Genomic DNA, 19,208 nt, shown 5'->3' with positions numbered 1-19,208 from the left:
CGGCCGGCCAGCTGACGCATTGATGGCGGGTTTGCGGGGCTTCTCGCGTGCCGGAGCGATCACATTCGTCCGGTATTGCGGGGTGGCCGGATAAACTCAGCCGACGGCGGTCGTACTTACCACTTTACTCGCAGTCCGACATTGCCCTGGAACGTACGCTGATGTTCGCCGCTGACATCGAACCGATAGTCCACCGTCGCAAAGACGCTGAAGGTTGTGTTGACGGCATAGACCACGCCGCCGCCGACCTCCATCGAGGTGCCCTTCATCGCAGTATTCATCGCATCGGAATCGAAGCGGACGGTGTCCGTGCTGTCGAAATCGTGCCAGATGTCGGTCTTCAGATAGGGTTGAAGCAGACCGGCCGAGGTTTGGAAATTGCCTTGCAGGCGAGCGCCGACCCGTCCGGTCCAGCTGGTATCCGAACCGAAGGCAACGGCTGAATAGGCATCGCGCTTGTCGTCGAGCGACATATCCTGCCAGATCAGCTGCGCCTGCGGTTCGAGCGACCAGTTGCCGCCGAGCGCGATCGGGTAGCCGCCTTCGAGTGAAGCGGTGAAGCCGCTGCCGTCGATATCGATCCCCGTACCGCCGATCGAGTTGGCACTGCCGCCATACCAGGTCCCCATCAGCACACCATCGAGATACCAGCCCGTGGGGCCGATATGGGTCCAATAGGCGCCAACGCTGGTAGCATCGAGGTTGATCCTGCCGGTCTTAACATTGTTCCAGCCGACCGCCTGGCCTGTGACATCGGCTCTGAGATCGGCATAGCCGAAGAACAGGCCCGCAATGTCGCGATGCCCGCTGTCGGTCTCGTGGCGGAGGATGTCGACACCGGTCTGCAGGCCCCAGAGCGAACCGTCGATCGACGGCGATACCGAGCCGGACCAGCCCTGATCGACATGTTCCCCAAAACCTCTTCCCCAGACGGCAGAAGCAATATTGCCTGACGTCACCACGCTTTGCTCGCCGCGGCGCTCATGAAAGGTTCCGAGCGTGGCAAGCGTTGCGACCTGTGCCGCCGGCGGGATGGCCGTATAGGTCGCGACTTCCGGCCGGATCAACCGGATGACTTCCACGTCGACGCCGCCGATGTTCATGATTTCGGGAGAGATCGGCGTCGCGCCCGAATTGGGCGGTGCCGGCGCCGGATCACCCGGGGTCACCAGCGGCGGCTGAATTCCAGAGGTTCCATTCGTCGCCGGGATCAGAATGGGGCCTTCCGGATTCGGGTTGTCCGGTGTCGGGACAGGTGCGACAAAGGCCGAGCGCAGATACCAGTTGTTGCTCGTCCCGGCGCTGACGCCACCCTTGAAAAGATAATATTCATAGGCGCCTGCGGCCGCCCGGCCATTCAGATAAAAGGCGTTGCTGCTGGCGGTGGCGCCGTTGGTCGCTTCGACGACATTGATGCCGTCGAGCATGGTGGCTGCGCCGCCGCCGCCAAAATTGTTGACGGTAATGGCTGTCGAGCCCGATGCCGTCCCGCCATCGATCACTAACTTGTCGGAGGCCGCGCCATCGCCACCGAGCACGGTATCGAGAAGCAGGGAGCCACCCGAACCGACATAATTGCCGACAACGGTGAGGCTATTCGTGGTTTGGGAGCCACCATTGGTCAGATTGATCACGCCTGAATTGGTGAGTGTTACGGCCGCGCCGCCCGGATAAGGGGCGATCGAGGGATTGAAGCCGCCGCCGGCCAAGAGGCTGGCGCCGGAGGACACCGTCACGTTGCCGGTTAGGTCGCTCTGAAGCTGAAACGTGCCGTTCTCTATGAAGCTGTCGTGAAAGTCGCCGGTGCCGGCCCAGGTCCAATCCGTCCCGGTCATGTAGAGCGTCTGGAAATTGGTGAATGCATTGTCGATCAGGCCATCGCCCTGAAGCGTCACCGTGTTGTTGCCGCCGCCGCCGTTGGCCGTCCCGACCATTTTCGAACCGGTTTGCAGGGTGAGGGAGATATTGCCGTTGCCGCCGCTGATGGCGAAACCGTTGCCTCCGTCCAGCAGCCCGGCATTGGTGATGCTCGTCGGGCCGTTGAGCGTGCGGATGGCGGGGCCTCGGTCGCTGATGATCTGGCCGCCGGAAAGATTGACGATCGTTGCATTGAAGGTCGAGCCGAGCGTGTTGGAGAAGACGCCGTCCGATGGCAGGCCACCCGAGGCTGCGCCGCCGCTCGCATGGATCGTGCCGCTGTTGATCAAAGTGCCGTTGCTGCCCTGGATGTAGACGGTCGGCGAACTATTTCCGCTTGTCGTCAAGGTGCCCGTGTTGGTGACGCTGCCGTTTGCGCCGAGGATCGATACCGCACGCGCATTGCTGCCGCTGGTCGAAACCGTGCCGTTGTTGATGATGGTGTTGTTCGGCGAGCCGCCGCCGCTCTGGCCCCAGCTTGCCGTCATGCCATAGGCATTCGGTCCTGTGGTCGTGATCGAGCCGTTGTTGGTCAAGGTATTGCCGCTGCCGTCGGCGGCCATGCCGTCATTGTACTGGCCTGTCGTACTGATCGAGCCGTTATTGGTGAGGCTGTTGTTGTTGCCGGTGCCGACGAGCCCAGCGCCGCGATTGAGACCGCTGCTGCCGGAACCGGTAAGGGAGATGGCGCCGGAATTGACGATGGTGCTGAAATCGACGACGCGAGCGCCGGCATTGGCGGTCGGCGCGCGGACGATACTGACGATCGCGCCCCCCAGAATATCGATGGTGACACCGGAACTTCCTGCTGCCCCGTAGACACCCGCGGTGACAGGATTGGGAGACGTCGCGTCGCAGGTTGCCGTCTGACCACTCGCCGGTGTGAAGCTGTTGCATGCCGCCTGAGCTATCTCGGGTGCGACAAGGCTTGTTCCCAATACAAGCGCCGCCTTCAGAGAAATGAAGGCAGATTTCGGACTTGAATTCCTGACATGGCGCATCGCTCTCCCCCCAACTTCATCAGCCGTTTCCAGCCGATGGATCGCCCGCCCACTCAACTAAGAGCATAGTAGAAGATTCGCATCAACTCAAAAATTTAAAGCTAATAACGTAATTAATATATTGCTTTAGCATCTTGGGTACGCGATTGTCCGACGCTGTGTCACGGCGAAAGAAGATGCATAACGAGGCGATCAAGGCCGGCTGTCGGTCTTCAGGCAGGAGAGGCGATCCTTACGCGGGGGTCGCCATATTGAGTTCTGCCTGACGCCCGAGATGCTTCATCCAGTCGACGAAATCGGGCCGGCTCTTGATCTGGCGACCGTAATGGCGGGCAAGCGCGGCCGTCAGATCGCCCTTTCGGCCGAGCTGTTCGTCGGCAAATCCGATCATCTGGGAGTTCGGCCAGGCCTGCGGACGGATGGCGACCAGACGAGTAAACAGGCTCTCACCGGGTTCATCAGGGTTTGCCTGCGCCATCAAAGACAGCATGGCGGCGGTCGAGCGCGATACGCCCATGTGGCAATGCACCAGCAGATGACTCGAAGCCCCGGGATATTGTCGTGCCTGAAACTCGGAGCCGAATTTCAGGATGGCTTCAACATGTTCCGGCCGGGGCATGACCCGCCCCGGAGCCGTCGCGATGATATCGTGAAAACGAAGCGTCGTGCGATGATGCTCGGCATAGGAGTAGAAGACATCGAGCTCGGGATATTCCGGATCAAGGAGGGAAAGCACATGGGTAACGTTTCGCGCGCGTTGATCGGGCAACTCCTCAATGCCACAAACCGTGAGTTCTGGAGAGAGAAGCACGCTCATTGTGATATCCTTCAAACCGGCTGGCGATTCCGCAGCGCTCCGAGACGATATAGCGCCATCGCTCTGAAGTGAAAATGCTTTTTCCCCTGTTGCCGCGAAGTGGCGCGGCAAATCGTCCGCGGGGGCTAGGTCCTTGAAAACAAGACGACCTGCGTTTTGATCTCTTCTTCGTCCATCTCCAGGATACGATAGCCGAATGTCCCCGTATCTACCTTGAGACGTTCGGATTGCTTGACGATCTGATAGGAGACCGCTGGCGAGACATATTGCCTGATGTTTGCCTCCCGGGCTTCGTGGATCATGTGGTAGTGACCGCAGAACAGGGATATCCGGCAATCCATGCCGATCAGAAGCGATCTGACCTCGTCGCGATCGCGCAGGGCTGCCCCGTTTCGATCTATCGGCGTGTCGAGCGGCAGGATCGGATGATGCAGGAAGATCGCGGCCTGCCTCACACCTTCGAGTTCGCGGGCGAGCCACCGGCGCTGGCCGTCGCCGACGACGTTGTCGGACGTATCGAGGAAAATCCGTTTCACATGCGGATCTTGCTGCGAGTAGCACAGTTTCCCAGCCACGGTGCCGCCGCCCATGTCTTGGTACGGCGCGACATCGCCGTAGGTATCGTGATTGCCGAGGATGAGCGACACATCGAAGGCATGGGCGCGCAGATGCCCGAAAAAGCCGCCGACCGAACACGTGGTGCCGATATCGCCGCCGAAGACGATCTTGGAAATGCCCCGGCGGGCGATATCGCCGAGGACCAGTCGCAGATGATGCTCGTGCTCTCGCGGCGTATTCTCATAGCCCATTTTGTCGCCGGCGATTTCGGTCTTGGTGACCAGCTTCTGGCCGAGATGGGTGTCGGTGAAAAAGGCTAGGATGGTCTTTGTCATGGGTCGGCTCCGCGGCAGTTGCTTGAGCGGTCAGTCTAGGCCGGCAATCTGCCCCAATGCTTCGACATGTGTCGAAGCATGCGAACTATTTCGGTGTTATGATGCAGCCTGATGTAAAGGGGCCCAGACATGACGACCCAGCCGAACATAACAGCCGTTGCCTTTCTGATTGCCGATCCCGCCCGGGCGGCCATATTGTCGGCGCTCCTCGATGGCCGGGCGCGGCCCGCCGGCGAGCTCGCCCATGCGGCCGGCGTGACGGCACAGACGGCCAGTTCCCATCTCGGCAAATTGTTGGCCGGCGGGCTGCTGGCCGTGGAAACCGAGGGGCGGCATCGATATTATCGTCTCGCCGGTTCTCATGTCGCGCTGGCGCTCGAGACCCTCGCCTCCATCGCTCCGGTGCAATCCGTGCGAAGAAGGCCGCTAACCCGGGATGCGCAGAAGCTTCGGTTCGCGCGTTGCTGCTATGATCACCTGGCCGGCCGCGTTGGGATCGCCCTAACCCATGGATTGGTGGAGGAGGGGTTCCTTGTCGCGGCCGAAAAGAAGCGGTTCGAACTCACGCCTGATGGTGCGAAGTGGTTCGACCGCATGGGCATGAACACGGCCAGCATCAGACCCACGCGCCATGGGCTTGCCCGGCAATGCCTCGATTGGACAGAGAGAGAACATCATCTTGCTGGACCGCTCGGCGTTCATTTGACCAACTTCCTCTTTGCGAAGGGTTGCATACGGCGGGCGCCTTCGTCCCGCGCCGTTGACGTCACACCGAAAGGCTGGAAGGTGTTGAAGGAGCATTTCGGCATTCACGAGCAAGCCTTGCTCCGACGGGCGCTCTACCGCATTGACTTCGTTTCGACAATGGATGATTTTGGTACGCCATATTATGGTATCCGAGGATCGAGGGTGTGGAAATGAATGACGATGCGCATGGCGCCGCGATTCGCGTGGAGCGTCCGACGAAGACGTTGCGGGAGCTCGCCCTCGACAAGGTGCGAGAGGCGATCATCAACGGCTATTTCCGCCCGGGCGACCGCCTGGTCGAACGCGATCTTTGCGCTCAGCTCGGCGTCAGCCGCACGATCGTGCGCGAGGTGCTGCGCCATCTCGAATCCGAAGGCCTCGTCGCCAACCTGCCGAACAAGGGGCCGATCGTCGCGCAGCTCAATCATGACGAAGCCAAGCAGATCTACGAGATCCGCGCCGCGCTCGAAGGGATGGCGGCACGGCTTTGCGCCGAGCAGAACAACCCCGCGATCGCGGATGCCCTGGACAAGTCGCTCGAGGACATAAGGCATAGCTACCGCGAGAAGGACATGGCCGGCGTGCTCGCCCACACATCGTCCTTCTATCAGACGCTGTTCAGCATGGTCGACCGCCATGTGGCCTGGGGCGTCGTCAACCTTCTGACCGTGCGCATCAATCACTTGCGCTCCATGACGATCAAGACGCAAGGTCGCGATGTTCAAGGACCCGCGCAGATGGCGCGTATCGTCGATGCTATCAGGCGCGGCGACGGTGACGGCGCCTATCAGGCCGCGATGGATCATGTCGCCAGCGCAAGCGCCATCGCCCAGGCCGTGCTTTCCGGACGGCAGCCGATCGGTTGATTTCCCAAGAAGGCCATGAAGATGACGGCTTCCTCTTCCTTTCTCGGGTTCCCGGACGGCCTTGATGACGGTCGTCCGCCGCGTGTGGTGATCTTCGGGGCGGGTCACGGCAGTACCTATCCCGGCAGGGACAGCGGCGGCCATGCCTTGTCGGCGGGAGCCATCCGGGACGCCAGCCAGGATGATGCCGGCTTGGTCGAACACTGGGATTTCGATCTCGGCGGCCCGTTGTTCGCCGGTCAGCCCGCTTGCTGCGTCGACGTCGGAAACATCGAGACTGTCATGCACGACAACGCCGGCAACCGCGATCGGATCGAGGCAAGGACGCGCGGCGTGCTTGCATTGCCGGCCATTCCGATCCTGCTTGGCGGCGATTGTTCCGTCACGATCCCCTTCATCGCCGGCTTTGCGGATGAGGGGCCGGTCTGGATCTTGCAGATCGACGCCCATATCGACTGGCGCGACGCGCTGCATGGCGAGCGCTACGGCTATTCAAGTCCGATGCGGCGGGCAAGCGAGATGCCGCATGTCGCCGGAATGGTGCAGGTCGGCCTGCGTGGCGTCGGCAGCGCTCGTCCTTCGGATATCGAGACAGCGCAACGCTATGGCAGCCGCTTTGTCACGGCCCGCGAGATCCATGCCCAAGGGGTCGGGGCCGCTCTTCGGCATATTCCGGAGGGCGCTCGGGTCATTGTCACCCTTGATTGCGACAGCATCGATCCCGGCATCATGCCAGGCGTGGCGGCTCGCACGCCCGGCGGCCTCACCTATATGCAGATCATCGACCTGATCGCCGGCCTCGGCCGGCGGGCTGACATCGCGGGTTTTGATCTGGTGGAGCTCTATCCTCCCGCCGATATCGACGGCCTTTCGGCCCTGACCGCCGCGCGCATTGTCGTCAATGTGATCGGCGCCATCATCCGCCAGGGCTAACGCCCGCGAAGATCTCGCCATGTGACGAGCCGGCTTGCGCCACGTCGGATATGCAGGAAGCCGTCACGCCTCATCAAATTGTCGTTTGCCTGGCGGAGCGGGTTGACACTGCTACGCCTTCGGTGTGACGGCATACCATAATAACGAATACGGAAGCGGAGCATCGGCGGCTTAAGATCCGCCACGACAAGCATTGCTGTCGCGGGCATTTGCCTCTACCACTTCTTAAGTTACTGATCTGGATGATTATTTTCTGACGGCCCCAGGTTTTTTGGTCCGGTCGTTCAAAGCTGCTTGACAGCGACATATTATGGCATACCATCATATGTAATCCTAGATGAGAGCGAGCCATGAGCCTTCAGATCCGAAAAACCGTCCTGCAGATCGAAACGACGCTTGTTGAAGGGGGCAGGGCAGCGGCCACGCCGTTGAAGCTCTTCTCGGCATGCGCGATCGTCAAAAACCCTTGGAGTGGTCGTGGCTTCGTCCCGGATCTGAAGCCCGAGATTCATGCCGCGGCCCCCGTTCTCGGCGAACTGCTCACCAAGATGATCATCGATGCGGTCGGATCGGGCGAGGCCGTCGAGGCTTATGGCAAATCCGCCGTCGTCGGCCTCGATGGCGAGATCGAGCATGCATCCGCGCTGATCCACACTCTTCGCTTCGGCAATCATTATCGCCATGCCGTCGGCGCCAAATCCTATCTCGCCTTCTGCAACACGCGCGGACCGGCCAATGCGCCGATCATGATCCCGCTCATGGACAAGAATGATGAAGGTCGCCGCTCGCATTATCTGACAATCCAGACGTCGATACCGGATGCACCGGCGGCCGACGAAATCGTCATTGCGCTTGGTGCCTCGATCGGTGGTCGGCCGCATCATCGCATCGGCGATCGCTATCAGGATCTTAAGGATCTGGGACAGGACGTCTCCAATCCGGCCGGCGTTTAAGAGATCGGGCGTCTGGATGCCGGCGATGGAAACGATGGATCAGAACAAGGCCGATCTTCTGGATGTGGGAGGCTTGCCTCGCAAGCACACGGCGCGCGGCACAGCCTATCACGAAGTCGGCAAAGGTGAGCCGCTGGTGCTGATCCATGGTGTCGGCATGCGGCTTGAAGCCTGGACGCCACAGATCGAGGCTTTTTCCAGAAGCCATCGCGTCATCGCCGTCGATATGCCGGGTCATGGGGAAAGCGTTTGTTTGCCCCCCGGCAGCAAGCTGGAAGCCTTTGTCGCCTGGTTTGGCGGCTTTCTCGATGAGATGGCGTTCAGTGAGGTCAATGTCGCCGGCCATTCGATGGGCGCGCTCGTTGCCGGAGGGGCCGCCGCCACCTTCGGTGAGCGGATCAAGCGGGTCGCCTATCTCAATGGCGTCTATCGGCGCGATCCCGAGGCCAAGGCGGCCGTGCTGGCACGCGCGGCCGCGATACCGATTTCAGGTGTCGACAAGGAAGGCCCGCTGCTGCGTTGGTTCGGCGATGATGCACAAAGTGGAGTCGCGCGGGAACTCACGCGGAATTGGTTGAGCCTTGTGAATCCGAAAGCCTATGCCACGGCCTATGCGGCTTTCGCCGGTGGTGATGAGACCTATGCCAATCGCTGGCCGGATGTCGGGGCGCCGGCCTTGTTCCTGACGGGATCCGACGATCCGAACTCGACGCCACGGATGGCGGAGGAGATGGCCGCGGCGGCACCCAAAGGCTGGGCACGGATCGTCGAAGGGCACCGCCATATGGTGAACCTGACCGCGCCAGATATCGTCAATGAGCTGCTTGCCGAGTGGCTTTCATGCGGGGAGGACGCAAGATGACGGCACAAGATTTCGATCCAAGGGCGCTGCGCGACGCCTTCGGCGCGTTTCCGACGGGCGTGACGGTCGTGACAGCGCGCGATCAGGCCGGTCAGCCGATCGGCTTTACGGCGAATTCCTTCACGTCGGTATCGCTTGAACCGCCGCTTCTTCTTGTTTGCCTCGCCAAGACCTCGCGTAATTTCGCGGCCATGACGAGCGCGAAGCACTTTGCCATCAATGTGCTCTCGGAGACGCAGAAGGCCGTCTCCAACACCTTTGCCCGACCCGTTGAAGACCGGTTCGCCGCCGTCGAGTGGGCTTCCGGAGCGGATGGCTGTCCGATCCTTGCCGATGTCGCCGCCTGGTTCGAATGTGCCATGAGCGAAGTGATCGAAGCAGGCGATCACGTTGTCCTGATGGGACGTATCGTCTCGTTCGACAATAGCGGCCGCAATGGGCTGGGCTATGCCCGTGGCGGCTATTTCACCCCGATCCTGGCGAGCAAGGCGGTCTCCGCTGCGGCGGAGGGCAATATCGAGCTGGGTGCCGTTCTCGAGCGCGACGGTGAGATCCTGCTGCTCGGGGACGATGTTCTGGCTCTTCCGAATTGCGAGGGCAGGGAGGGCAGCCCCGCCGATATTCTCGGTCAGTATTTACGGACGCTGACCGGCCTTACCGTGACCGTCGGCTTTCTCTATTCCGTCTATGAAGGCAGGAGCGATGGCAAGCATCACATCGTCTATCGGGCCTTTGCTTCACAAGGTGAGCCGCGCGAGGGCCGGTTCCTCAAGCCGGATGCGCTCAAGACCGCGCATTTCAAGACCAGCTCCACCGCCGATATCGTCTCCCGATTCGCGCTGGAAAGCCAGATCGGCAATTTCGGGGTCTATTTTGGCGACGAGACCTCCGGCATGGTGCGACCGGTTTCCGGAAAGGCGGTGCGGGCATGAAATTCTCTCTCTTCGTTCACATGGAGCGCCTCGACGCGAACCAGACGCATAAAAGCCTCTATGACGAGTTCGTCGCGCTGTGCGAGATCGCCGACAAGGGCGGCATGCACGCGATCTGGACGGGCGAGCATCACGGGATGGATTTCACCATCGCGCCCAATCCCTTCGTGACCATCGCCGATCTGGCGCGGCGTACATCGCGGGTAAGGCTTGGCACCGGAACGGTGATCGCGCCTTTCTGGCATCCGATCAAGCTTGCCGGTGAAGCCGCCATGGCCGATATCATCTGCGACGGCAGGCTCGATATCGGCATTGCCCGCGGCGCCTACTCCTTTGAATATGAGCGATTGTTGCCGGGTCTCGACGCCTGGGGCGCTGGTCAGCGCATGCGCGAGCTGATCCCGGCCGTCAAAGGCATTTGGCAGGGGGATTACGCCCATGAGGGCGAGTTCTTCAAATTCCCGTCGACCACCTCGGCGCCAAAGCCGCTGCAGCAGCCCAATCCGCCGATCTGGGTTGCCGCGCGCGACCCGAATTCACATGAGTTCGCCGTCGCCAATGGCTGCAATGTCCAGGTGACGCCGCTCTGGCAGGGTGACGATGAAGTCGAGGCGCTGATGGGGCGGTTCAACGACGCCTGCGCGAAGAACCCGGACATCGAGCGGCCGAAGATCATGCTCCTACGCCATACCTATGTCGGCTCGTCCGAGGATGACATCGCACGGGCCGCTCATGAGCTCAGCGTCTATTACAACTACTTCTTCGCCTGGTTCAAGAACGAGAAGCCGATCCATCAGGGCCTGATCGAGCGCATCCCGGAAGAGGACATTCGCGCCAATGCCATGTTGTCCGGTGCGGTCATGCGCAGCAATAACGTCGTCGGCGATGCCCAAACCGTGATTGCCCGACTGAAGGCTTATCAGGCGATGGGCTACGACGAATATTCCTTCTGGATCGACACCGGCATGTCGTTCGAGCGCAAGAAGGCATCGCTCGAACGCTTCATCGCCGAGGTCATGCCGGCATTTCAGGAGTGAACGCCATGCAGCGCTTCCAGTATTACATCGACGGCGAATTTCTGGATGGGGAAGCCCGCTTCCAGAGCATCGATCCCGCGACTGGCGACGTCTGGGCAGAAATGCCGGAAGCGCGGGAGGCTGATGTCGACCGCGCCGTCGATGCCGCAGAGAAGGCGCTTTACGAAGGCCCCTGGGCAAAGATGACGGCGACGCAGCGTGGCAAGCTTCTCTACAGGCTTGCAGACCTCGTCGCGGCCAATGCACGGAAACTTGCCGAACTGGAAACGCGCGACACCGGCAAGATCATCCGCGAGACCTCGGCGCAAATCGCCTATGTCGCCGACTATTATCGCTACTATGCCGGCATCGCCGACAAGATTGAGGGCTCCTATCTGCCGATCGACAAACCGGACATGGATGTCTGGCTGCGCCGCGAGCCGGTCGGCGTCGTCGCCATGGTCGTGCCCTGGAATAGCCAGCTTTTTCTCTCGGCGGTGAAGATCGGCCCGGCGCTCGCCGCAGGCTGCACGATGGTCGTCAAGGCGTCCGAGGATGGTCCGGGGCCGCTGCTGGAATTCGCGCGCCTGGTTCATGAAGCCGGCTTTCCGGCCGGCGTCGTCAACATCATCACCGGTTTCGGCCCTTCTTGTGGCGCGGTACTGGGAGGGCACCCCAAGGTCGCGCATATCGCCTTTACCGGCGGACCTGAGACGGCACGCCATGTCATCCGCAATTCGGCCGAGAACCTTGCTTCGACCTCGCTGGAACTGGGTGGCAAATCACCCTTCATCGTCTTTGCCGATGCCGATCTCGAGAGCGCCGCGAATGCGCAAGTCGCCGGCATTTTCGCGGCGACCGGTCAAAGCTGCGTTGCCGGCTCGCGGCTTATCGTCGAGGCCAGCGTCAAGGACGCCTTTCTGTCGATCCTCAAGCGCAAGGCCGAGGCGATCCGCATCGGTTCACCGCTCGACATGGCGACCGAGGTCGGCCCGCTCGCCACGAAGCGCCAGCAGGATCATGTGACCGCTCTCCTCGATAAATCCATTGCGAGCGGCGCTCGGCTGATCACCGGCGGCCAAAAGCCAGACGGCGTGGGTTATTACTTCCCGCCGACGATCCTCGATTGCGATGGCGTCAACTCGCCGTCATTGGCCGAGGAATTCTTCGGGCCGGTTCTGTCGGTTGTCTCGTTCGAGAGCGAGGCAGAAGCGTTGAGGCTTGCAAACGACACCCGCTACGGCCTGGCATCCGGCGTGTTCACCCAGAACCTCACGCGGGCCCATCGCCTGATGAAGGGCATCCGCGCCGGCGTCGTCTGGGTCAATACCTATCGGGCGGTATCGCCTATCGCGCCCTTCGGTGGCTTTGGCCTTTCCGGCCATGGCAGGGAAGGCGGTCTTGCCGCAGCGCTCGATTATACGCGCACCAAGACGATCTGGCTGCGCACATCGGATGATCCGATTCCCGATCCCTTCGTCATGAGGTGAGACCGATGTTTTACGAGATCCGCACCTATCGGCTGAAGAACGGCACGACCCCGCAATATCTGAAGGCGGTGGAAGAGGAAGGGATCGCCATCCAGAAGGCTCATCTCGGCGATCTCGTCGGCTACTTCTACTCGGAAATCGGTGTCATCAACGAGATCGTGCACATCTGGGCCTATGCAAGCCTCGACGATCGCGAGGCGCGGCGCGGGCGGCTGGCCGCCGACCCCAAATGGCAGGCCTTCCTGCCGAAGATCCGCGACCTGATCGAACAAGCGGAAAACAAGATCATGAAGCCCGCCGGTTTCTCCCCATTGGGGTGAATGGGCGGGTGCGTAAGGCATGCCTCTAAAAACCGAAAACAAGGACAAGGGAACATGAAAGCAAGAATTGCACTCGCGGCCTTTGCCGCCATGATGGCCGCATCCATGCCCGCCAAGGCCGACACCATGGTCTTCACGAGCTGGGGAGGAACGACGCAGGATGCGCAGAAGGTCGCCTGGGCCAATCAGTTCACGGCAAAGACCGGTGTCGGCGTCATGCAGGACGGCCCAACGGATTACGGCAAGTTGAAAGCGATGGTCGAAGCCGGCCAGGTGAGCTGGGACGTTGTCGACGTCGAGGGTGATTATGCCGCGCAAGCCGGCAAGGCGGGTCTGCTCGAAAAGCTCGACTTTTCCGTCATCGACAAGTCCAAGCTCGATCCGCGTTTCGTGAGCGATTACTCCGTCGGTAGCTTCTATTATTCCTTTGTCATCGGCTGCAACGCCGATGCGGTCGGCGCCTGCCCGAAGACCTGGGCTGATCTCTTCGACACGAAGAAATTCCCCGGCAAGCGCACCTTCTACAAATGGTCCGCGCCGGGCGTCATCGAAGCGGCGCTCTTGGCCGATGGCGTTCCCGCCGACAAGCTCTATCCGCTCGATCTCGATCGCGCCTTCAAGAAGCTCGATACGATCAAATCCGATATCGTCTGGTGGTCGAGTGGCGCGCAATCGCAGCAGCTGCTGGCCTCGGCCGAAGCGCCTTTCGGCAGTCTCTGGAATGGCCGCATGACCGCGCTTGCCAGCAGCGGCGTCAAGACGGAGACCTCCTGGAGCCAGAACATCACGGCAGCGGATGCCCTTGTCATCCCCAAGGGTGCGCCGAACCTCGAAACGGCGATGAAATTCATCGCGCTCGCGACCTCGGCACAGTCGCAGGCCGATTTGGCGAAGGCCACCGGATATGCGCCGACAAACCTCGGCTCGGCGAAACTGATGGACCCTGAAATAGCCAAGACCTTGCCGGACCAGCAGACCGCCAGTCAGGTCAATGCCGACATGAATTACTGGGCCGCGAACAGGGATGCGATCGGCAAGAAGTGGTACGCCTGGCAGGCGCAGTAAACGGCGGAGATGACCAGACCACCGCGGACAAATCTCCGCGGTAGGGCATGCGAGGTCCAGGCCTGTGCATAGCGATCGCTGCTCAACAGCGCCCATGGTGGGAAAGGATTGCCATGTCGACATACGTAGACGTCGCGGACGCGGCCGCATCGGCGCGCAAGACGGCAGGGTCGACCGGATTCGCGCAGGTCGCGCCGGCCCTCGCCTTCGTCGCGATCTTTTTCATCTTTCCGGTCATCGCGTTGCTTCTGCGCAGCGTGATGGAGCCGGCATTCGGCTTCGGCAATTACGCCGAATTGCTGGGCTCCGAAACCTATCTGAAGATCTTCGCCAACACGTTCATCGTGTCGGGCCTCGTCACCGTCCTGTCGCTGCTGATCGGCTTTCCCGTGGCATGGACGCTGGCGATCATGCCGTCGCGCTGGTCCTCGGTCGTCTTTGCGATCCTGCTGCTGTCGATGTGGACGAACCTGCTCGCGCGCACCTATGCCTGGATGGTGCTTTTGCAGCGCACGGGATTGATCAACAAGATGCTCATCGGCATGGGCCTGATCGACAAGCCGCTTGCCCTCGTCAATAACCTTACAGGCGTGACGATCGGCATGACCTATATCATGCTGCCCTTCATCATCCTGCCGCTCTACGGCGTCATCAAGAAGATCGATCCGGCCGTATTGCAGGCGGCGGCGCTCTGCGGCGCCAGCCGTCTGCAGTGCCTCACTCGCATTCTGATACCGCTTGCCGCTCCCGGCATGATGGCGGGAGCCCTGATGGTGTTCGTCATGTCGCTCGGCTACTACGTCACGCCGTCGCTGCTTGGCGGCACCGCGAACATGATGCTCGCCGAACTCATCGCCCAGTTCGTGCAATCGCTCGTCAACTGGGGCATGGGCGGGGCGGCCGCCTTCGTCCTGCTCGTCGTCACCCTGACGCTCTATGCGGTCCAGCTGCGGCTCTTCGGCGTTCAAAGCACGGGGGGACGCTGAGATGTTGCTGAATTTCGACCGTCTCGGCTGGTGGAAATATGTGCTGCTTGCCATCACCGTCCTGACCGCGGCCTTTCTTCTTCTGCCGATCCTGTTCATCGCCGCCTTGTCGTTCGGCTCATCGCAATGGCTGATCTTTCCGCCGCCGAGTTGGACCTGGCGCTGGTACGCGGAACTGCTTTCCGATCCGCAATGGCTGGCCTCCGCCTGGACGAGCTTCAAGATAGCTTCGATCGTCACCGTGCTTTCGGTGCTGCTCGGTCTTGTGACCTCCTTCGGCCTGGTGCGCGGGAAGTTCATGTTTCGCGATGCGCTGAAGGCACTGTTCCTGACGCCGATGATCCTGCCTGTCGTCGTCTTCGCCGTCGCTCTCTACGCCTTCTTCCTGCGAATTGGGCTGGGCGGCACCTTGGTCGGCTTCGTGTTGTCCCATTTGGTCCTGGCGCTACCCTTTTCCATCCTGTCGATCGCTGGCGCGCTCGAAGGCTTTGACAAGTCGATCGAGGATGCCGCGGTGCTTTGCGGCGCATCTCCGCTCGAGGCGAAGATCAGGGTCACGCTGCCCGCCATCAGCCATGGATTGTTCTCGGCTGCCGTCTTCTCGTTCCTGACGTCCTGGGATGAGGTGGTCGTTGCGATCTTCATGGCGAGCCCGACGCTGCAGACGCTGCCCGTCAAAGTCTGGGCGACGCTCCGGCAGGACCTGACGCCGGTCGTCGCAGCAGCCTCCACACTTCTCATCCTTTTGACGGTCATGTTGATGACGCTGGCCGCGATCGTGCGCAAGGTTCAAAAAAAATGAGCGAATCCTTCCTGAAGATCAAAGGCATCCGCAAGGAATATGGTCCCGTCGTCGCGGTCCACGACGTCAATCTCGAGGTCAAGCGCGGCGAGTTCCTGACCTTTCTCGGCCCCTCCGGCTCGGGCAAGAGCACGACGCTCTATATCCTCGCCGGTTTCGAGAACCCCACCAAGGGTGATATCCTGCTGAACGGCGAGACGCTGCTGTCGACGCCATCGCACAAGCGCAATATCGGCATGGTGTTCCAGCGCTATACGCTATTTCCGCATTTGACCGTCGGAGAGAATATCGCCTTTCCGTTGAAGGTGCGCCGCAAGTCCAAGGCGGAGGTCGACAGCCGGGTCAGGGAGATGCTCCGCCTTGTCCGGCTGGAAGGCTTCGAGGATCGCAAGCCCGCGCAAATGTCCGGCGGCCAGCAGCAACGCGTCGCTCTTGCAAGGGCACTCGCTTATGATCCGCCAGTGCTTTTGATGGACGAGCCGTTGTCGGCTCTCGACAAGAAATTGCGCGAAGAGATCCAGCACGAGATCAAAAGGATCCACGAGCAAACCGAGGTAACGATCCTCTATGTGACCCACGACCAAGAAGAGGCCCTGCGGTTGTCCGATCGTATCGCCGTCTTCTCCAAAGGCATCATCGATCAGATAGGAACCGGCCCGGAACTCTATGCCAATCCACGTACCCGTTTTGTCGCCGAATTCATCGGCGACAGCGACTTCATCTCCTGTCATCTGCTTTCATCGGACAATGGCCAGGCGACGATCTCACTCGGCGGCAAGATCATCTTCGACAGCATCCCGGTTCACGGCCGGCCGGCGTCGGGGAGCAAAGCGGCATTGATGTTGCGGCCGGAACGCATCCGGCTCGGGCGCGAGGCGGGCGTGAGCAAGGGCCTCAGCGCGACCGTCAACGATATCACTTTCCTCGGCAACAACGTGCATGTGACCACGCGGATTGCCGCCGGGGAAACCCTGTCCGTGCGCCTGCCCTTCGGCCACGAAGCCATCTCTGGTCTAAGCCGCGGCGATAACGTGCATCTGGAGTTCGATCCCGACGCCGCGCATGTCTTCTGTTAGCGCTGACCGGAGGCCGGCGTGGTCGAAGCACGATGAAGACAATGGCAGCGAGGACGGCAGCCCTATTTGCGCCAGAGTGCGTTCTACACCATGCGGAGCTTCCTGCATTATTGCGCAGCGGCCACCCGTTTTTCATCAATGAAAAATACCCTGCAGATTTGGCTGTTTATCGCTCTGGCATCTCTCCCTATGTCTGCCTGCAACGATAGATGATCGTGGAGGACGACATGCTGACCAAACCCGATAGCACGACCACAATGACGCTCTGGAATGGCCGGGAAATTCCACGCCTGGGCATGGGATGCTGGGCGATTGGCGGACCGTTTTATGCTGGCGATGTGCCGCTCGGCTGGGGTGACGTCGATGATGATGAATCGGTCCGTGCCATCGACCGGGCGGTGGATCTCGGCATTCGCTTCTTCGACACCGCCTCGAATTACGGGGCTGGTCATTCCGAAGAGGTGGTCGGCAGGGCGATCGGCAATCGGGACGATATCACCATCGCCACCAAATTCGGCTTCGCGACGGACGAGAAGACCAAGCAAGCCACGGGCGCCTTTTCCGATCCTGCCTTTATCCGGCGGTCCGCTGAGACGTCATTGCGCCGCTTGCGCCGCGATCGTCTGGATCTGCTGCAGTTCCATCTTAACGATTTTCCGCTCGAAGCTTCTGACGAGGTATTTGAGACACTCGAAGCGCTCAAGGCCGAAGGCAAGATCGATGCTTTCGGCTGGAGTACGGATCATCCTGACCGCGCCGCACGTCACGTGCATCGCTCAGGGTTCGTTTCGGTTCAGCATACGATGAACGTCTTCGAGCCGGTCCCGGCGATGATCGATGTCATCGAGCGTAATGGTCTGATCTCCATCAATCGCGGTCCGCTCGCCATGGGGCTGCTCAGCGGCAAGTTCACGTCTGACAAGGCAGTCGGAGAAAAAGATGTGCGTGGTGCGAGCCTCGACTGGATGGTCTACTTCAAAGACGGCAGGATTGCTCCTGAATTTGCCGCGCGCCTGGAGGCGGTCCGCAATCTGCTGACTGAGGGGGGCCGCACCCTCACACAGGGTGCGCTTGCCTGGTTGTGGGCGCGTTCGCCGCGCACGCTGCCAATTCCGGGCTTCCGCACGGTTGCTCAAGTCGAGGAAAACGCCGGAGCCTTGGCCAAGGGACCGCTGCCGGCGGATGTGATGGCGGCAGTCGATCGGGCGCTCGCGGGTCTCCAGTCGTCGCTCCGCGAATAGGATGATGGGGCATGATGGTTAGATCTCTTTGCCGTCGTGTCGCGGCCGCAATGCCAGCCCGATCTGGCTCATGGCAGCCAGGATCCCGACGAAGCCACTGGAGATGGAAAGTGCCTCGCACACGTTAACGAGCAGCGGCTGAATGTAATAAGCGATCGCCACGGCGGTTGCCGCGGCGACCGTCAGCAGGCCAACAGCGCGATCGCTGAGGATTGTTGCACTCTTCATCTGCGAGGTCATTCTTCGATTACCGCCATCAAAGTTTTTTGCTCTGGAGCCAGCGTCGGATGGCCTGGATGAGTTCTTCCTTGCGCTCCAACGGCAGCCAATGCCCGCAGGGCATACTCGCCACGGTAAGGTCTCGGCAGGCTGCACGCATCGGGTCGCCCTGGCGATTTCCGTTGATGCTGCAGATCTGATCGAAGTCGCCGTTGACGAACAGCACCGGCTGCGACAGTCGGCCCCCATTGGGCGCCTCGCGCGCATAGACGGTGTTGGCGTCGCCGTTCAGATACAACGCGCAGGTAGGGAGGAAGCCACGAAGCTTGAACGCGTGCACCAGCTCTTCGAAGTCCGCCGGCGGCCACAGTGCCGGGTCGGGCCGAGTGGGCGGGGCTCGATGTGCGGCGCCGAAGCGCCCACCGTTGCGCGTGACTTTCGCGGATGGCGAAACCTCGCCGACGGCGGCAGGGCTGCCCGATCGAAAGATCGATGCCAACGATGCTTCCGCGTCCGCGTCGAGGTCGGCCACCGCCGTATCGAAATGCGTCGTGTAGTAGCGGTAGTAATCCCATTGGCCGTCCGGATACCGATCAGCGGGGTAAATCGTTCGATCGACCAGCGCAACGAGCGTGGGCAGGGCGTTCCCGTCGGGAAAATACGCCCACGAGATCAGTACGACGCCACGGCAGCGTTTCGGCTCATGCGCGGCCAACGCGCCGGCTACGATGCTGCCCCAGTCGTGGCCAACCCAGATCGCAGCCTCGCGGCCAAGGTGGTCGTGGAGCTCCGCCATGTCCGCCACAATTTCCTCGATGGTATAGGCATCGTTGGCTGCAGGTGCGAAAGAGCTGCCAAAGCCGCGAAGATCAGGAGCGATGCAGCGCCACCCGTCGGCGCCGAAGGCGTTCATCTGGGCGCGCCACATCAGACCTATGCCCGGCCAGCCGTGGAGGAAGATCATCAGCGGTCCGTCGGCCGGCCCGCATTCGATGTAATGCGTTGTCTGACGGGGCGTGCTGAAAGTGCGTGAAACCAGCGTTGATGAGGGCATTCCCCCCGCTGCGCCCGA

Annotated in this window: 19 protein-coding genes; 14 read left to right on the top strand and 5 right to left on the bottom strand. The window is 61.2% G+C overall.

The window, feature by feature from the left end; all coding sequences use genetic code 11:
• Positions 1-116: 116 nt before the first annotated feature.
• The 3 genes from I8E17_RS29480 to I8E17_RS29470 all read right to left on the bottom strand — a co-directional run bounded on the left by I8E17_RS29480 (position 117) and on the right by I8E17_RS29470 (position 4,628).
• A complete protein-coding gene (locus tag I8E17_RS29480; protein WP_113366264.1) occupies positions 117-2,918 on the bottom strand; it encodes an autotransporter outer membrane beta-barrel domain-containing protein in 2,802 nt (933 codons plus the stop codon).
• 232 nt (positions 2,919-3,150) lie between these two features.
• Complete coding sequence (locus tag I8E17_RS29475) at positions 3,151-3,735, bottom strand: protein-tyrosine-phosphatase (RefSeq protein WP_113366265.1); 585 nt, start codon at positions 3,733-3,735, stop codon at positions 3,151-3,153.
• A 125-nt stretch (positions 3,736-3,860) separates the two neighbouring features.
• On the bottom strand, positions 3,861-4,628 hold the full coding sequence (locus I8E17_RS29470; protein WP_113366266.1) for a metallophosphoesterase: 768 nt from the start codon (positions 4,626-4,628) through the stop codon (positions 3,861-3,863).
• A gap of 129 nt (positions 4,629-4,757) precedes the next feature.
• On the opposite strand from I8E17_RS29470, the gene I8E17_RS29465 reads away from it, so the two are divergent.
• The 14 genes from I8E17_RS29465 (at position 4,758) to I8E17_RS29400 (ending at position 17,917) form a co-directional block, all read left to right on the top strand.
• Positions 4,758-5,549 (top strand): helix-turn-helix transcriptional regulator, encoded by a 792-nt coding sequence (locus tag I8E17_RS29465; RefSeq protein WP_113366267.1) that lies wholly within the window; start codon positions 4,758-4,760, stop codon positions 5,547-5,549.
• Positions 5,546-6,241 carry a GntR family transcriptional regulator gene (locus tag I8E17_RS29460; RefSeq protein WP_069615047.1) on the top strand — a complete coding sequence of 232 codons (696 nt, stop codon included), beginning with the start codon at positions 5,546-5,548 and terminating at the stop codon, positions 6,239-6,241. Before I8E17_RS29465 ends, I8E17_RS29460 begins: the two co-directional genes overlap by 4 nt.
• A 21-nt stretch (positions 6,242-6,262) precedes the next feature.
• On the top strand, positions 6,263-7,174 hold the full coding sequence (locus tag I8E17_RS29455) for an agmatinase (protein WP_113366306.1): 912 nt from the start codon (positions 6,263-6,265) through the stop codon (positions 7,172-7,174).
• Between the two features lie 350 nt (positions 7,175-7,524).
• Positions 7,525-8,127, top strand: coding sequence for an amino acid synthesis family protein (locus tag I8E17_RS29450; RefSeq protein WP_069615048.1), 603 nt, complete (start codon positions 7,525-7,527; stop codon positions 8,125-8,127).
• Positions 8,128-8,143: 16 nt separating this feature from the next.
• A complete protein-coding gene (locus I8E17_RS29445; protein WP_069615049.1) occupies positions 8,144-8,989 on the top strand; it encodes an alpha/beta hydrolase in 846 nt (281 codons plus the stop codon).
• A complete protein-coding gene (locus tag I8E17_RS29440; protein ID WP_069615050.1) occupies positions 8,986-9,921 on the top strand; it encodes a flavin reductase family protein in 936 nt (311 codons plus the stop codon). The genes I8E17_RS29445 and I8E17_RS29440 overlap by 4 nt, the downstream gene beginning before the upstream one ends.
• Positions 9,918-10,958 carry an LLM class flavin-dependent oxidoreductase gene (locus I8E17_RS29435; RefSeq protein ID WP_069615051.1) on the top strand — a complete coding sequence of 347 codons (1,041 nt, stop codon included), beginning with the start codon at positions 9,918-9,920 and terminating at the stop codon, positions 10,956-10,958. Before I8E17_RS29440 ends, I8E17_RS29435 begins: the two co-directional genes overlap by 4 nt.
• 5 nt (positions 10,959-10,963) lie before the next feature.
• Positions 10,964-12,427, top strand: coding sequence for an aldehyde dehydrogenase (locus I8E17_RS29430; protein WP_113366268.1), 1,464 nt, complete (start codon positions 10,964-10,966; stop codon positions 12,425-12,427).
• 5 nt (positions 12,428-12,432) lie between these two features.
• The gene (locus tag I8E17_RS29425; protein ID WP_069615053.1) at positions 12,433-12,747 is read left to right on the top strand and encodes an NIPSNAP family protein; all 315 of its coding nucleotides are present in this window, start codon (positions 12,433-12,435) and stop codon (positions 12,745-12,747) included.
• 54 nt (positions 12,748-12,801) lie between these two features.
• On the top strand, positions 12,802-13,812 hold the full coding sequence (locus I8E17_RS29420; protein WP_113366269.1) for an ABC transporter substrate-binding protein: 1,011 nt from the start codon (positions 12,802-12,804) through the stop codon (positions 13,810-13,812).
• Positions 13,813-13,925: 113 nt separating this feature from the next.
• A complete protein-coding gene (locus I8E17_RS29415; RefSeq protein WP_069615055.1) occupies positions 13,926-14,798 on the top strand; it encodes an ABC transporter permease in 873 nt (290 codons plus the stop codon).
• 1 nt (position 14,799) lies between these two features.
• A complete protein-coding gene (locus I8E17_RS29410) occupies positions 14,800-15,600 on the top strand; it encodes an ABC transporter permease (RefSeq protein WP_113366270.1) in 801 nt (266 codons plus the stop codon).
• On the top strand, positions 15,597-16,676 hold the full coding sequence (locus I8E17_RS29405; protein ID WP_069615057.1) for an ABC transporter ATP-binding protein: 1,080 nt from the start codon (positions 15,597-15,599) through the stop codon (positions 16,674-16,676). The genes I8E17_RS29410 and I8E17_RS29405 overlap by 4 nt, the downstream gene beginning before the upstream one ends.
• Positions 16,677-16,903: 227 nt before the next feature.
• On the top strand, positions 16,904-17,917 hold the full coding sequence (locus I8E17_RS29400) for an aldo/keto reductase (RefSeq protein ID WP_113366307.1): 1,014 nt from the start codon (positions 16,904-16,906) through the stop codon (positions 17,915-17,917).
• Between the two features lie 18 nt (positions 17,918-17,935).
• On the opposite strand, the gene I8E17_RS29395 is transcribed toward I8E17_RS29400, so the two are convergent.
• Positions 17,936-18,157, bottom strand: coding sequence for a hypothetical protein (locus I8E17_RS29395; RefSeq protein ID WP_219511756.1), 222 nt, complete (start codon positions 18,155-18,157; stop codon positions 17,936-17,938).
• A 16-nt stretch (positions 18,158-18,173) separates the two neighbouring features.
• Positions 18,174-19,190 carry an alpha/beta hydrolase gene (locus tag I8E17_RS29390; protein WP_069615246.1) on the bottom strand — a complete coding sequence of 339 codons (1,017 nt, stop codon included), beginning with the start codon at positions 19,188-19,190 and terminating at the stop codon, positions 18,174-18,176.
• Positions 19,191-19,208 lie beyond the last annotated feature (18 nt).

Origin of the sequence: Rhizobium sp. AB2/73 (genome assembly GCF_020871915.1) — a bacterium.
In the GTDB taxonomy this organism is placed as follows: domain Bacteria; phylum Pseudomonadota; class Alphaproteobacteria; order Rhizobiales; family Rhizobiaceae; genus Rhizobium; species Rhizobium dioscoreae.
The sequence above is the reverse complement of the archived record's forward strand: the minus strand, read 5'-3'. Positions and strand labels throughout refer to the sequence as shown.